At 39.2% G+C, this 15,500-nt stretch carries 13 protein-coding genes and 1 pseudogene; 9 read left to right on the top strand and 5 right to left on the bottom strand.

Going from position 1 to position 15,500, the window contains the following annotated elements:
- Position 1: 1 nt before the first annotated feature.
- Positions 2-670: pseudogene (locus tag MKY27_RS11570) on the top strand (zinc-binding dehydrogenase); the annotation flags it as partial.
- Positions 671-720: 50 nt separating this feature from the next.
- Here MKY27_RS11570 and MKY27_RS11565 read toward each other — a convergent pair.
- The gene (locus tag MKY27_RS11565) at positions 721-1,407 is read right to left on the bottom strand and encodes a TraR/DksA C4-type zinc finger protein (RefSeq protein ID WP_339195198.1); all 687 of its coding nucleotides are present in this window, start codon (positions 1,405-1,407) and stop codon (positions 721-723) included.
- Between the two features lie 158 nt (positions 1,408-1,565).
- On the opposite strand from MKY27_RS11565, the gene MKY27_RS11560 reads away from it, so the two are divergent.
- The gene (locus tag MKY27_RS11560) at positions 1,566-3,230 is read left to right on the top strand and encodes a ribonuclease J (protein ID WP_339195195.1); all 1,665 of its coding nucleotides are present in this window, start codon (positions 1,566-1,568) and stop codon (positions 3,228-3,230) included.
- Between the two features lie 104 nt (positions 3,231-3,334).
- On the opposite strand, the gene MKY27_RS11555 is transcribed toward MKY27_RS11560, so the two are convergent.
- Both MKY27_RS11555 and MKY27_RS11550 read right to left on the bottom strand, forming a co-directional pair.
- Positions 3,335-3,886: an integrase gene (locus tag MKY27_RS11555; RefSeq protein WP_339195193.1), complete on the bottom strand. Its 552-nt coding sequence runs from the start codon at positions 3,884-3,886 to the stop codon at positions 3,335-3,337.
- Between the two features lie 268 nt (positions 3,887-4,154).
- On the bottom strand, positions 4,155-4,448 hold the full coding sequence (locus MKY27_RS11550) for a KGG domain-containing protein (protein WP_339195190.1): 294 nt from the start codon (positions 4,446-4,448) through the stop codon (positions 4,155-4,157).
- Between the two features lie 357 nt (positions 4,449-4,805).
- On the opposite strand from MKY27_RS11550, the gene MKY27_RS11545 reads away from it, so the two are divergent.
- Positions 4,806-6,599 carry a carbon starvation protein A gene (locus tag MKY27_RS11545; protein ID WP_339195189.1) on the top strand — a complete coding sequence of 598 codons (1,794 nt, stop codon included), beginning with the start codon at positions 4,806-4,808 and terminating at the stop codon, positions 6,597-6,599.
- A gap of 36 nt (positions 6,600-6,635) precedes the next feature.
- Here MKY27_RS11545 and MKY27_RS11540 read toward each other — a convergent pair whose 3' ends face one another.
- Positions 6,636-7,199: a GNAT family N-acetyltransferase gene (locus MKY27_RS11540; RefSeq protein ID WP_339195188.1), complete on the bottom strand. Its 564-nt coding sequence runs from the start codon at positions 7,197-7,199 to the stop codon at positions 6,636-6,638.
- A 205-nt stretch (positions 7,200-7,404) separates the two neighbouring features.
- Between MKY27_RS11540 and MKY27_RS11535 the strand changes: the two genes are divergently transcribed.
- Genes MKY27_RS11535 through MKY27_RS11525 form a run of 3 tightly spaced genes read left to right on the top strand, consistent with a single transcriptional unit; the run spans position 7,405 to position 9,921 of the window.
- Positions 7,405-8,178, top strand: coding sequence for an ABC transporter ATP-binding protein (locus tag MKY27_RS11535; RefSeq protein ID WP_339195186.1), 774 nt, complete (start codon positions 7,405-7,407; stop codon positions 8,176-8,178).
- Between the two features lie 11 nt (positions 8,179-8,189).
- The gene (locus MKY27_RS11530) at positions 8,190-9,131 is read left to right on the top strand and encodes an ABC transporter substrate-binding protein (protein WP_339195185.1); all 942 of its coding nucleotides are present in this window, start codon (positions 8,190-8,192) and stop codon (positions 9,129-9,131) included.
- Between the two features lie 19 nt (positions 9,132-9,150).
- Positions 9,151-9,921, top strand: a complete 771-nt coding sequence (locus tag MKY27_RS11525; protein ID WP_339172262.1) for an ABC transporter permease — start codon at positions 9,151-9,153, stop codon at positions 9,919-9,921.
- A 5-nt stretch (positions 9,922-9,926) separates the two neighbouring features.
- On the opposite strand, the gene MKY27_RS11520 is transcribed toward MKY27_RS11525, so the two are convergent.
- Positions 9,927-10,355, bottom strand: a complete 429-nt coding sequence (locus tag MKY27_RS11520) for a helix-turn-helix domain-containing protein (RefSeq protein ID WP_339195183.1) — start codon at positions 10,353-10,355, stop codon at positions 9,927-9,929.
- Between the two features lie 165 nt (positions 10,356-10,520).
- Between MKY27_RS11520 and MKY27_RS11515 the strand changes: the two genes are divergently transcribed.
- From MKY27_RS11515 to MKY27_RS11505, 3 genes are all read left to right on the top strand, one after another.
- On the top strand, positions 10,521-11,036 hold the full coding sequence (locus MKY27_RS11515) for a DUF4242 domain-containing protein (RefSeq protein ID WP_339172258.1): 516 nt from the start codon (positions 10,521-10,523) through the stop codon (positions 11,034-11,036).
- Between the two features lie 20 nt (positions 11,037-11,056).
- Complete coding sequence (locus MKY27_RS11510) at positions 11,057-12,100, top strand: acyl-CoA dehydrogenase family protein (RefSeq protein WP_339195180.1); 1,044 nt, start codon at positions 11,057-11,059, stop codon at positions 12,098-12,100.
- 190 nt (positions 12,101-12,290) lie between these two features.
- Complete coding sequence (locus MKY27_RS11505; RefSeq protein ID WP_339195178.1) at positions 12,291-15,476, top strand: DEAD/DEAH box helicase; 3,186 nt, start codon at positions 12,291-12,293, stop codon at positions 15,474-15,476.
- Positions 15,477-15,500: the final 24 nt, after the last annotated feature.

Genomic DNA, 15,500 nt, shown 5'->3' with positions numbered 1-15,500 from the left:
GGCAATTGCACATGAGCGAAATGTTGTAAAAGTAGACAAAGACGTCGACTTAGCATTGCTTGGTCCTCTTGGCTGTGGGATTCAGACAGGTGCCGGGACAGTATTAAATCGGCTTCGACCACAATTTGGTTCCACAATTGTCATTTACGGATGCGGTGCTGTTGGCTTGTCTGCGTTGATGGCAGCAAAAATTGTAGGCTGCAAACAAATTATTGCCGTGGATGTCCATGAATCCCGATTGGAGTTTGCAAAAGAACTCGGGGCGACACATGTATTAAATGGACGAAATGTTGATGTCGTTGCCGAGGTGAAAAAGATTACAAACGGCGGTTCAAACTATGCGGTTGAAACGACAGGTGTACCGCCCGTTGTGAAACAATCCCTAAATGCATTACGCCCTTTAGGTACCTGTGCCATTGTAGGTGTAACACCTGAGATGGCAATTGATGTCCATAACGATATTATGGCGGAAGGGAAAACAATGATGGGGGTTATCGAAGGAGATTCGGTACCTCGCGTATTTATTCCGGAGTTAGTCAACTATTATAAAGATGGTAAGTTCCCGTTTGATCGACTCGTAAAATTTTATGAATTTGAACAAATTAATGAAGCTTTTGAAGACTCTAAAAAAGGGACTACGATTAAGCCCATTTTAAAAATCTCAAAATAAAGAGAAAAGCCGAGAACACAGAAATTCTCGGCTTTTTGGATAGACTGCGGTCATTCTAAATAATCGTATTTACGTGCTTCATCTGCATATTCTTTGGAAATTTGCCCCTGAAGATAATCTTCTTTTGATACATGCAATATTTCCAGTGCGGAATACGTATCTTCATCATCTTTGTCTTTATATAAATCATTGTAGTGATCGAAATCCCCTTCAAAATCTGCCGGTGTATCGGAATTTCCATACTGTGCGACAATTTGGAAGGAGTCTTCGTTATCTTGAAGTTCATCATCCTTTTCCCGATTTGAAAAGGAGTTGTCAACAGCCGGATGGAGCAGTTGTTCTTCAACCGGACGATCTGTTGCCGGAGTTTTTGCATCACTATGCTCGATACAAAAAGTGGTATACGGAATTGCTTGCAGCCGATCATATGGGATTTCTGTTTGGCATTTTGCACAAACTCCATATGTACCGTCATTCATCCGTTCAAATGCCGCTTCGATTTGACCCAATAAGTCATCACTATGCACTTTTAACGCCATATCTTTTTCACGGTCATATAATTCGGTTGCCAAATCCGCGGGATGATTGTCGATAGTAGAAAGTTCATCAGTAGAATCCCTTAAACTGGCACGTGCAATAAGTTCATTTTCATTTGTATTGACATCACCAATTAATTCTCTTTTTTGTTCGATGAGCACTCGTTTTAATTTAGTAAGCTGTTTTTCACTAAGCATCATGATCAATTCCTTTCAATTGTAGTATGGGCAAAATACGATGAATTATTTCAAAACATCGTGAACTGCTTTCGTATAGTTTCTTTTTAAAATAGAAATACTAGCGGATAAGGCGAAATTTTATGCACATAAAAATATCCATCCTATAGGAGGACTCAAAGTTGCTAAATACTGAAAACACACTATCTATCTTCGCACTCGGCGGCATTAATGAAATCGGAAAAAATATGTATGTCATTGAATATGGGCAAGAATTAGTTATCGTTGACTGTGGCGGGAAATTTGCGGATCAAAGTTTATTAGGTGTCGATTTGATCATCCCGGATTTAAGTTATTTGGAGGAAAATAAACATAAAATCAAAGCTTTAGTTGTAACGCATGGACATGAGGATCATATTGGCGGCATCCCGTATTTGCTGAGAAAAATTAATATTCCCATTTATGCATCCAGATTTACACTCGGGTTAATAGAATTAAAATTAAAGGAGCATAAACTGCTCCGCGATACGGAGTTAAATGAAATAAATGCAGAATCTCAAATTCGTTTCGACCAATTATCTCTCACATTCTTTAAAACAAGTCACAGTATCCCTGACTGTTTAGGGATTGTTTTTCATACGCCTGAAGGGAAAGTAATTCATACAGGGGACTTCAAATTTGATTTTACGCCTGTAAATGATCAAGCATCAGATATTCACAAAATGGCAGCCCTCGGTTCAGAAGGGGTGCTTGCATTAATTTCCGAAAGTACAAACGCTGAACGTCGGGGCTTTACGCCTTCCGAGCAAGTAATTGGCGGTCATTTGGATGAGGCGTTTCAAAAGGCTACTGGAAAAATCTTTATTTCTACATTTGCATCCAATGTAAACCGGATTCAGCAAATCGTTGACGCAGCAAAAAAGACAAATCGAAAAATTGTTCTTTTAGGTCGCAGCATGGTCAATGTTACCTCGGTAGCGATGCGACTTGGCAACTTGGATATTCCGGATTGGATGCTTATCGAACCAAGAGAGCTGAAAGAATTACCGCCGGAACGTGCAGTAATATTATGTACGGGAAGCCAAGGGGAACCATTAGCTGCGCTTTCCAGACTCTCAACGGGGCGTAATAGAGATGTTAAAGTCGTCCAAGGCGATACAGTTATTTTTGCAGCTTCTCCGATACCGGGAAATGAAAAAGATGTTTCGAAAATCGTTGATAATCTGTTTCAGCTTGGCGCAAAAGTAATTTACGGAAATTCAAGCATTACCGGTATGCACGTTTCTGGACATGGCTATCAAGAAGATTTAAAGATGATGCTGACACTTATGAAGCCTAAATATTTCATTCCAATTCACGGTGAATACCGTATGCTTCATATTCATCGTGAATTGGCGGAAGCGGTTGGCGTTGAAAAAGGAAATACATTTATCCTTAAAAATGGTGAGATTGTCGATATTAAAGGTGGGGAAGCAAGGCAAACACGGTCCATTCCAGCCGGAGATACGTATGTGGATGGTACGGGAAGTGATGAAGTCGGTGAAATCGTACTTCGGGACAGAAAACAGCTATCCGAAGATGGGATGCTCGTTATTGTCGTGACAATCAGTAAATTCGATGGGTCCATTATTTCAGGTCCGGACAGTATTTCACGCGGATTTGTCTATGCAAGAGAATCAGAAGGATTAATAAATGATATTAATGAAATTGCTCAAGCAGCCGTTGAAAACTTTAATGAATCCAATCCCTTTGCCATGAAAAAAGCGATTAAGCACGCGGTAGACCAATATATCTTTACTTTAAAAATGAAAAAGCCGATGATCTTACCGATTATTATTGAAATATAAAACTCAATCATTACAGAAAAACGATCTTGAAAGGACATTTTCGCTTTCAAGATCGTTATTTTATTACATGCATTTGTTCACATTTTTGTTTGGGCTCACCAAAATTAAGCAGGCAAAAGCTCTGTTTGTTCCAGTAGCTGTTTGTATGCTGACAAATCTTCTTCATAATTTTTAATATATGTGGAAAGACTTTGTTTTTTTATTAATTCAAATGAATTTTGATCGATTATTTGTAATTTTTGATTCAGGTTTTCTGCATTAGCCCATGCTGTTTCTTCAAAAGCAATGTTCATTTGATGTTCTTCAATAATCATACCTAGTAAATCGGGATTTTTAAAAATTTCCTTTGTAGAATATTGATCTCGCATATCAAAATAATCGAGGGTTCTATCTAAAGAAGCATCGAGTGCAGGGCGGTCGAGAGCATGACCAAGTTCATGAAGTGTTATTGTCTTTACATATTGATCAAATGGAATGCTTGAGAGTTCTCCAGCAGCTTCCACTAACCGTTTAGCATCGAAACTAACAACATTTGTTATAAAATTATAGCTCATATTTACTCCGGAATGGTCCTCTTTCAACATGATAGTGAGGCCGGTATCTTTTATAGTGGAATGGATTAATTCATATAAAAATTCGTTTGTATATTGTTGCATGTATGCGCTCATTTCCTTTTCTCTATATAAAATAATAAGAAAACACAATAAAACGCTCACTGAAAATACAGCAAGCATAAAATAATATATAATTCTCGTATAATATTTTCAAGTAATTTGATTGGGTATGTATGCTGTTGGAGAAAAAATATGGATAAACGTTTAAATACATACAAAAAAGGATGTTGGCCGTTCTTCTAAACGGCCAGCATCCTTTATTAACTTTAATGTTCAAATTAACCTGTCTTCAAGGTTCATCAATTAATTACTAGTTGTTTTTGTTATTTTTGTTGTTAGAGTTGTTGCTGTTATTATTTCTGCGGCTTGCTTCTCCGCCTTTGCGGCCAGCCTCTTCACGGCTCATTTTGCCGCCATTATTATTGTTGTTGTTATTACCGTTTTGGTTGTTTCCGCTGCTCGCTTCTCCACCTTTACGGCCGATTTCTTCATAAAATTCTCTACCATGGTTATTAGATGTAGCTTCTCCGCCTTTACGACCCGCTTCTTGAACCGTCATTGATCCGTCATTCTGATTCTGATTACGTTTGTTGTTATTAGCCATTTCTTACATCCTCCTAGTGAAAATTTATTAGCTTATTGTTAAGCTTACTAGTTAAATTCCCATCTCACTTTATATTAAACATTAATTATATTTCGTTTATATTACAAAAAAATGATATAAAATTATTAAGGAAAAATTGGTGTGTTCTTTCTATATTAGAGAGCCTTCATATCACATAGGTATGTAAAGGGGAATTATTTATACTATTTAGATAATTTATCTAATATCGCTAGATTAATATGATAAAATAGCTATTATGCATAATTTTCAGTTAATTCTAAACATTGTGATACAACAGTTTTGAATTTTGTTATTGTTATATCACGACTACAGAGAGAAACTTAGGGGGAGAAGGAAATGAATGCGATAACTTTAGTAATTGGTGCAATATGTGTTTTAGTAATTGCCTATCGTTTCTACGGGATTTTCTTTACGAAAAAAGTATTGAAGATTAACGAAGATACACCTACACCTGCAAATGAAAAAAATGATGGACAAGATTATGTGCCGACAAATCGTTGGGTAGCTTTCGGACATCATTTTGCAGCAATTGCAGCAGCGGGGCCATTAGTCGGTCCGATATTAGCCGCACAATTCGGTTATTTACCGGGCTATTTATGGCTACTAATTGGTGCTGTTATTGGGGGAGCTGTACATGATGCCGTTGTATTATTTGCTTCGATGACAAAAGGCGGAAAGTCATTATCGGAAGTTATGCGTGAAGAACTTGGGCCTGTCGCTGGTTTTTGTACAGGTTTAGCAATGCTTTTCATTATTACGATAACAATGGCCGGTTTATCGATGGTTATTTTAGGAGCTTTAGCAGAAAATCCTTGGGGAACATTTGCTGTTGCCGCTACGATACCGATTGCAATGCTCATGGGTCTGATCAATAAATTTACAGGAAACTTAAAAATTTCAACAATACTTGGGGTCATCCTTCTTGTTGGCGCGGTGTTCTATGGACCGTCTATTCAAGGTACTTGGTTGGGCGATGTATTAACATTGGATCGTGAAACATTATCGATTCTATTGCCGATTTACGCATTCTTTGCAGCCGCTTTACCTGTATGGTTCTTACTGGCACCTCGTGATTACTTAAGCAGCTTCATGAAAATAGGGGTATTTGTTGCGTTAATCATAGGTGTGTTCATTATTAATCCGACAATTCAGTTCCCGGCATTTATTCCAGAGTTCCTTGGAGGCGGTCCGATCGTTGCAGGTCCGGTATGGCCATTCGTATCGATTACAATCGCCTGTGGAGCCATTTCCGGTTTCCACGCATTTGTTGGATCTGGTACAACACCGAAAATGTTAAATCGTTGGGATGATATTCGCGTTGTTGGTTTTGGGGCAATGCTCGTAGAATGTGTCGTTGGGGTAATGGCACTGATTGCTGCAACTGTTTTGCATCCGGCAGATTACTTTGCGATTAACTCTTCACCAGAAGCATTCGCAAAATTAGGCATGACGGTAGTTGATTTACCGGCGCTTTCAGAAGCGATTGGGATGGATTTAGAGGGACGTACTGGTGGTGCCGTAACACTGGCAGTCGGTATGGCATCCATATTTTCAGGAGTAGAATGGTTTAGCCATCTAACGGCTTACTTCTATCAATTTGTTATTATGTTTGAAGCTGTATTTATTTTAACTGCAATTGATGCAGGTACACGTACAGCACGTTATTTAATTCAAGATTTCCTAGGGAATGTGTACAAGCCGCTGAAAAAGACGGATTGGCTTCCAGGTGCGATTGGGGCCAGTGCATTGGCCTGTATCATGTGGGGGTACTTATTGAATTCAGGTGACATTGCTTCTGTCTGGGCATTATTCGGAGTGTCGAACCAGCTGATGGCCTCGATTGGTTTAGTGTGTGGTGTCACATTCGTCTTGAAAGTAGCAGATAAACGGATTTATGCCTTAACTTGCTTTATTCCGTTAGTGTATTTATATATTACGGTAAATGTAGCAGGATTCTGGATGGTGAAAAATGTTTACTGGAATGAGATGGCTGGCGGCTACAATATTTTAAACGGTATTTTATCGATTATTATGCTGACATTAGGTTTGATTATTGTCATTACATCATTCATCAAATGGCGTGAACTTTGGGCACATCCTCGTTTCACAAAACAGGCAACTGCTAACTAATACTATTAATAAAGAGCGGAAAAATTAGAGTCATCTCTAAATTTTCCGCTCTTTTTGTGTTGGGTATAAATAATTAAGAAAGTCATCCCTGAAAACAGCATTTAAAATACACGGTTGCTTTTGTCTTTTTTCCAGCAGTAAATGTTCTTCCGGAAATTGTTTTTCAATATTTAAAGAGATGAACGGAAGCTTTTCCTGTGCTTTTTGAGAACGTAAATTGACTGTGCGCGCACCGGCGAATACTACTTCTAGGTGTAAGTATTCGAATGCGATTTTCAAAAGTTCGATTTTAGAAGCCAGATTATAGCCTTGTCCCCAATAATCCACGCCAATCCAGCTTCCGATATGGCACTGCTTATTGGATTGATCGATAAACATCAATGTAGTGATTCCGATCAATTTGTCCTCTTCATTCAAAATTAAACGGGAAATCGTTCTTCCTTCAGATTCCTCCATTAATGTATTAATAATAAAGTTTTCCGTATCTTCCACAGATTGAGTTGGAAGTCCGAGTGCATTCTTCACCTCGGGTGCCTGAGATAAACGATGGATTTCTTTAGCATAGCTAAGTGCTTGCGGAATTAATGTTACTTTTTTCATTCAGGTGACCTCACTTTCCAGTAAAACATACCAATCTACGTAGAGTAGATTGCTCCATTTTACATTATATTCTAAAAAAATCCGATTATTTTTTAGAAAATAAAAATTAATTAAAAAATAAGGTTGTTTTATTTAAGTAAGTATAATAATATAACTCATATAATATAAAACCAAGTTGAATAATTGGTATTGGGGTGAGAGGTAGTTGTCGACAGCTAAGATTGAAATTAATGAAGTTTCAAAGTCGTATGGAGAAAATGGTCCCACAGTTTTAAAGGATGTCTCATTTACTATAAATCATGGTGAAGTCATTGCCATTTTAGGAAAAAGCGGTTGCGGCAAAAGTACATTGCTAAATTGCATCGGCGGCTTTGAAACTATTAAGAAGGGGCAAATCCTGCTTGATGGAACGGCCGTGACGAAACCTAGCAAGCGTTGTATCATGCTTATGCAAAATTACGGACTGCTGCCATGGCGCTCTGTTCGAAAAAATGTGGAACTTGGAATTGAAAATTCGAATTTAAGTACTGCTGAGATTACGGAGAAAGCGTCCTATTATTTGCAGATGGTTGGATTGCAAGATCGTGCCGATTCATTACCGGGTGAGCTTTCAGGCGGTATGCAGCAAAGGGTGGCAATAGCACGTGCACTGGCCATACAACCGGAAGTTATTTTAATGGATGAGCCGTTTGGAGCGCTTGATACATTTACACGCTATTACTTACAGGATGAATTGAAGCAGATCCAGCAACGCGAAAAAATGACGATTGTATTAGTTACCCATGATATCGATGAAGCGATTTATTTGGCCGATCGCATCCTCATCATGAAGCCAAATCCTGGCGAGATTCATAAAGAAGTTGTACTCAAGCTGCCAAAGGAACGTGATCGTGCTGATACGGATTTTCAGCATTACCGTGAAATCATATTTAATGAATTCCAATTTACGCATAAAGCAGCAATTGAATTTAATATTTAGGAGGATAGTAGATGAAAAAAGTTGTGTTAATGATGACGATGCTGTTCGTGGCATTGTTGGCAGCATGTGGGTCGAGCGAAACAGGCAGTTCTGCAGGTAACGGGGAAAAACCAACGATTAAAATCGGATATTTACCGATTACGCATGCAGTTCCGTTGTATATGCAGAATGACGAAAAGTATGAAGATTATAATTTAGAGCTTGTGAAATTCGGATCTTGGCCAGAGCTGATGGATGCACTGAATACTGGTGCTATTGATGGAGCATCTGTATTGATTCAGCTAGCGATGAATGCAAAGGAAAAAGGCATTGATCTAAAAGCAGTAGCACTTGGTCACAGGGACGGCAATGTATTAATCGGTGGTAAAGATATTAATTCAGTGGAAGAACTGAAAGGGAAATCTTTTGCGATTCCAAGCAGATTTTCAACACATAATATTTTGCTGTATGAAATGCTGAAAAAACATGGTATTGCTTACGATGAAGTAGATGTTATTGAATTGCCGCCAGCGGAAATGCCTGCAGCATTAGCGGAAGGGCGTATTGCTGGTTATGTAGTTGCTGAGCCGTTTGGTGCGATTTCCGTTGCTTTAGAAAACGGTAAAGTGCTTTATCAGTCAGAAGAAATTTGGAAAGATTCAATTGATTGCGGTTTAGTATTGCGCGGTCAGTTTATTAAGGAAAATAAAGAATTGGCTGGAAAGTTTGTCGATGACTATGTAGCGGGCGGAGAGCTTGCACAAGGTAAAGATGACCATATGCATGAAGTTGTTGGTCAGTATTTAACAGTTGAAAAAAATGTACTGGATATTTCATTGGATTGGATATCCTATGACAACTTAAGCATTGAACAGGACAGTTATGCGATTTTGCGTGATGCATTACTGGAAATGGGATTATCCGAAAACCCGCCTTCCTATGAAGATTTTGTTGATGCCAGCTTTGTAAATTAGTATAGGACGGAGGGATATTATGGCGATAGTGAAGAAATTGTCCCCGATTGCACTTGGCTTTCTATTATTAATAGTCGTTTGGCAAGCTGCAATTATGATCGGCGGGCATCAGTCGGCACTCTTCCCTCCGCCTTTAAAAGTGGGGGAAGCGTTACTGGCGATCATTTCCGATGGTACGCTGTTTGGACATATACAAATTAGTTTATTTCGATTTTTCTCAGGTTATCTGATTGCTGTCGTTGCAGCCATTTCATTAGGGCTGATTTTAGGAAGGCTGCCGGCAGTCTGGAAAGTGCTTGATCCGGTTGTGCAAGTATTGCGACCGGTTTCGCCGATAGCGTGGTCACCATTTATCGTTTTATGGTTCGGCATCGGGAATATGCCGGCGATCGTTATTATTTTTATCGCTGCTTTTTTCCCGGTCTTGTTGTCAACGGTATCAGCGGTAAAAAAGGTCGATAAAACGTATTTACGTATTGCAGCGAATTTTGAAATGAGTCCTTTTGAAACAATGAGAAAAATTATATTGCCGGCTTCATTTCCGATGATTGCCAATGGACTTCATATGGCGCTAGGTTCTGCATGGATTTTCCTCGTAGCCGGGGAAATGGTCGGTGCGCAATCGGGTTTAGGATTTTTAATTGTCGATGCGCGAAATTCTTTGAGCCTGGATTTAGTTATGGCGAGCATTGTTGTAATTGGGGTACTTGGCCTATTACTGGATAAGGGAATCCATTATTTTGAAAGCTGGGTAAACCGCATTTGGGGAGGCGCAAATAAAACTGCCTAAAGGTTTTAGACAGTTTTTAGCGGACGTATATGTATCGTGTCGACGCGTTCGCCTGATTCAGTAGAATAATATCCGATTTCTACACGCTGTTCATCAGGACCGACGATTTCTTTATAGCAGGTTTCCAGATGGTCAGCACCCCATATAATCATCGCATTGAATACATGCTCAAGCGCGGTACCTTTTTCCGTTAATGTATAACGGTAGCGCGGGGGATGGACGGAATATAGCTCACTTTGAACAATCTGCGCTTCTTCCAATTCTTTTAACCGGTTTGACAGAATATTTGCTGACAAACCAGGAAGCTTCAGCTTAATATCATTGAAGTTCGTTTCACCGATCAGCAGTTCATGAATGATGAGAAGCGTCCAGCGATCACCAAGAATATTTAATGTTTGTGCAATGTTACAAGGTAAGTCATAACGTGTTTTCATGTTTTCGCCTCCTTGATACAAGTATAAACATTAATTTTATGCAATGCGAGTTAATTTTTTTAACCTGTATAAGACACATTTAAAACGGGTATTCATAGTGCGCTCAATCCGAACGCCTATTTGAATATATAACTATCTAACATTTACTATTAGGAGGAAAATACAATGAGTTTATATTTAGTAGAATCAACAATTAACGAGGTTTCTTCGAAGGAAGCATTTTCGGCATTAGTCGAAAAGGTGCATGCTACAGAAGGTGTTGGAGTTATCGAAGTTCAAGTGGCAAAAGATTTTTCACGTGGTTATTTCATTATTGAAGCATCTAATGAGGAAGCTGCAAAAACAGCATTACAAACACAAGGTGTTGCAATTGATTTAGTAAAGGAAGTACGTTTAATCGGGAAAGAACTTGATGAAGTGAAAGCAGGCGGCGAGCAAGTAAACTACCTAGTAGAATGGGAAATTCCAGCAGAAATCACAATGGAAAAATATTTAGAGCGTAAAAAGAAAAATTCCGTAAAATACGAAGAAGTTCCAGATGTTAAATTCTCTCGTACGTATGTATGTGAAGATATGACGAAATGTTTATGTTTCTATGATGCACCAGACGAAGCAGCTGTTAAACGTGCACGTGAAGCCGTACAAACACCGATCACATCATTAACGGAATTGGCAGACTAAAAGGAAAGGATGCGGGGACAATGGCATTGAACAAAGAATTGTTAGATCAAATCATCGATGAAAAACTGAAGCCCGTAGTGAAGAAGGTCGATGAGCAGGCACATTATGCAGAAGATTATATTTTAGCGCTAAGTGAGGCTGGTTTCTTCCAATCGGCAAATAAGAACCAATCGACGCTATTACAGGATGAGGCAGCGGTTGTTCGTGAAACGGCAAAGGTTTGTATGACAACAGCATTTTGCGTTTGGTGCCATTTAGCCGCATTAACTTATATACGTAATAGTAATAACACATATTTAAAGCAGATAATACTACCTGAGCTGGAAACCGGTGTTAAACTTGGTGCAACAGGGTTATCTAATGCGATGAAGTACTATTCAGGATTGGAAAAACTTCATTTGAAGGCAGAAAAGACAGATGAAGGCTATGTTATAAATGGAACATTGCCGGCTGTATCAAACTTGGGGAATCGTCATTACTTTGGTGCAGTTGCGACAGTCGATGATCATGAAATTTTGGTGCTTGTCCCAACTGATAGTAAAGGGCTTGACATGAATGAACGACTTGGTTTCCTTGGCGTGAATGGCAGCGCGACCTATTCATGCAAATTCGATCAAGTCTTAATTTCGAAAGACTTTGTTATTTCCGAGGATGCGAAAGCATTTTGCGATATTATTCGCCCTACGTTTATTTATTATCAAGTTCCGCTTGGAGCAGGTGTGATTGCCGCAGCAGTTGAAGGAATTGAAAAAGTTAAGGCGAAGCAAAACGGCTGTAACGAGTTTTTAAAAGTACAGGCAACCGAACTGCGCGATCATTATGAAAGAATTAATGCGGAGTTGAACAACTTGGCAAGTAATTTGACTTTGAAGGATATTGTCAACACACGTCTGCAAGCAGTGCACGATACTTTATCTGCCGTACAGGCAAATATGATTCACAATGGAGCTGCCGGTTATGTTGCAGGAAGTGTACCATCCCGCAAGTTGCGTGAAGCATACTTTTTTGCCAACTTGACGCCAACCGTGCGACATCTTGAAAAAATTAAATCATCTTTTGCTTGAGTTTGAAAAGGCAAGGACTATACGAAAATATCATTTTTCTCAACGGGGGAAATGATATTTTTTATTTTTCCATTTGTTATCTTAATCCATATTGACGAAAGAGTTTTTAAAGTTTTCTTCATCTTCGCTTCGAACTAGTAATTCAATGAGTGACATGAGAAAATGGATGAGTAGAAAAAGGGGGATCGGCATGGATATTAAATTAACTGAAAAACAAATAAAAAATCTATGCGGAACCGTTTCTTTTAAAAAAGGGCAAACTTTTTATCAAACAGGGAAAGTGAATTTCCTGCAATACACGGATATGTATGGAGAAGCGGTTGTAAAAAGCACAGAACAATTCGTTGTCCGCATAGAAAAAGAGGGCACAGGTCAATTTAAGTCAACGTGCAGTTGCCCAACATTGGGTGATTTCAGCAAAAGCTGTCAACATGTAGCGGCAGTTCTGATCGCTATTTATAATCTCAACAAAAACAAGACACAATCTCTGCCAAATGAGGAATACGATGTAAGTAATATTTCTGAAAACAGTTTTCTTTCTATTTTTAAACAACAGCCGGTACAAACAACAAGTCGGCAGCGACACTTCGAAAAACGGGAAGTATTGGATGTACAATTCTCGATAACACCTGTTCAATATACAGAACAAGACCCCCTTATCGGAATGCAACTTCAAGTTAATGGAGACCAAGTTTTATCAATTCGTGAGTTTTTAACACATATAAAAAATAAAAAACCATACCGGATTTCCCGTAATACAACCTATAATTTTGAACAGTTTTGTTTTGACGAACAGCATGACGCCATCTTACAGCTCCTGATTAAAATTGTAGAAGATGATGCACTTTATAATGACATGCATGTACAAAATCAGGAGCAACAATTGCTGATTATTCCGCCTTCATCGTGGAATGTACTTGCTTCATTGATTCCGAATACGAAAAATGTGTCATTAATTTATCAAAATGAACGCTATAGCGAAGTTAATATACAAACAAAACCTACAGCACTTCGCTTTTACATTGAAGCAAAAGGGAAAGAGTATCGGCTTTATATAGAAGGAATTGAACGTGCTGTCTTACTTCCTAGTTACCGGTTAGCGCTATTTGAAGGCGAACTGACACATTTGAGTGAAGACAGCTTAATGCAGCTTTTCGAATTAAGGCAAATGCTGCTGCAAAAACCTTTCTTAACAATTGAACATTCACACTGGGATTACTTTAGGGAACAGGTCATACCTAAACTGAAAAAAATAGGTAATGTCGAAATGGCGCGGGAACTTTCGGTAAAACAGATGGAAAATCCGTTAGTTGTAAACGTTTATTTAGACCGTCTGAAAAACCGTTTCCTTGCAGGTGTGGAATTTCAGTACGGACAATTTGTCATTCAACCATTGGATGATCAGCTTTCGGATGACGTGTTCATCATACGGGATATTGAAAAGGAAGCGGCGGTATTGGCGTTGATGGATGAAAGCGGCTTTACAAAAACGGATGGCGGCTACTATATGCAGAATGAGGAACTTGAATATGAGTTTTTATATCACCAGCTTCCAAAGCTCACAAAGCTCGCGAAAATCTATGCAACCAATTCTGTTAAACTGCGGATTGCCAAAGAAAACAACTTTCCGAAAATCCGGGTGAATGTCCAAAAGGAACGGACAAACTGGCTGGAATTTAAATTTGAAATGGACGGGGTTACAAATAAGCAAATTAAAGAAATATTAGCGGCCATCAAAGTAAAGCAAAAATATTACCGTTTACAAGATGGGGCGTTGCTGTCTCTGGAGACGAGGGAAATTGAAGAAATTCAGCGCTTCCTTCGAGCAATTCCAGCTCAGGATGATGAGTATGAGTTATCCTTTAATATGCCGATATTGGATAGTCTGCCGTTTTTGGAGCAGTTTGAACAAAGTGACGTTTTCAAAGCGGAAGAATCGTTTAAACAGTTTACAGGACAGTTACTACATCCTGAATCTTTGACATTTGAAGTTCCGGAAAGTTTGGAACCGATTCTTCGCGATTATCAGAAACATGGTTTTAACTGGTTGAAATTGCTCTCGAATTATGGATTCGGTGGTGTGCTTGCCGATGATATGGGACTTGGAAAAACGGTACAGAGTATTGCGTTTATCGTATCTGAATTGCCGATAATCCGTGCGAACAAACAGCCGGTTCTTATTGTTTGTCCATCATCGCTTTCGTACAATTGGCTGTATGAGTTTATGCAATTTGCACCGGAAGTCGAAGCGATTGTCATTGATGGGGAAGTAGCGGAGCGGCGTCATTTACTGCGTACTATGGAAGATCATGATGTCATTATTACAACTTATCCATTATTACGTAAAGATAGCGCATTTTATGAACGTCAGCATTTCCATACCGTATTTTTTGACGAAGCGCAGGCATTTAAAAACCCTGTAACACAAACAGCAAGAACAGTGAAGAGAATCCAGGCTACAAATCGCTTTGGGTTAACAGGCACACCGATTGAAAATTCATTATCGGAATTATGGTCGATTTACCGCGTCATCTTTCCGCAGCTGTTTCGTGAGCTGGAGGAGTTCCGTCATATGCAGCGAAAAGATATTGCACGAAGAGTACGGCCATTTCTTCTTCGCCGAATGAAAGAACAGGTATTAGGAGAGTTGCCTCAAAAAGAGGAAATGATTGAAAAAGCAGAATTGTTACCGGAGCAAAAGGCGTTGTATGCGGCCTATTTGGCTAAGTTGCGTGTTGATACAATGAAGCATCTGGACAAAGAAACGTTTCATAAAAATCGTATCCGTATTTTGGCGGGAATTACGAGACTGCGTCAAATCTGCTGTCACCCGGCACTGTTTGTAGAAGGCTACAAAGGTGGTTCCGCGAAGTTTGAACAGCTGTTCCGGTTATTAGAACAATCAAAAGCATCCGGACGACGCGTATTGATATTTTCACAGTTTACGCAAATGCTTAAAATGATTGCGACAGAGCTTTCCAAGCGCGCGGAACAATATTTTTATCTTGATGGGCAAACGCCATCGGAAGATCGGATTGCGCTTTGTAACTCTTTTAATGATGGAGAGCGTGATCTGTTTTTGATTTCATTAAAAGCAGGGGGTACCGGACTGAATCTAACCGGGGCAGATACTGTCATTTTATATGATTTATGGTGGAATCCGGCAGTCGAGGAGCAAGCAGCTGACCGTGCCCATCGTATGGGGCAAAAGGAAGTTGTTCAAGTTATTAAGCTTATCGCCAACGGAACGATTGAGGAAAAAATGAGTGAGCTTCAACAGAAGAAGAAAATGCTTATTTCGGATATATTGGACGGTGATGAATCGTCGAAGGGAACTTTAACCGAGCAGGATATCCGTGAAATTTTAATGATATAAAAAGGTTATGAGGACATTTTTATG

The sequence above is a fragment of the Solibacillus sp. FSL R5-0449 genome, from assembly GCF_037975215.1.
Lineage (GTDB): Bacteria > Bacillota > Bacilli > Bacillales_A > Planococcaceae > Solibacillus.
The sequence above is the reverse complement of the archived record's forward strand: the minus strand, read 5'-3'. Positions and strand labels throughout refer to the sequence as shown.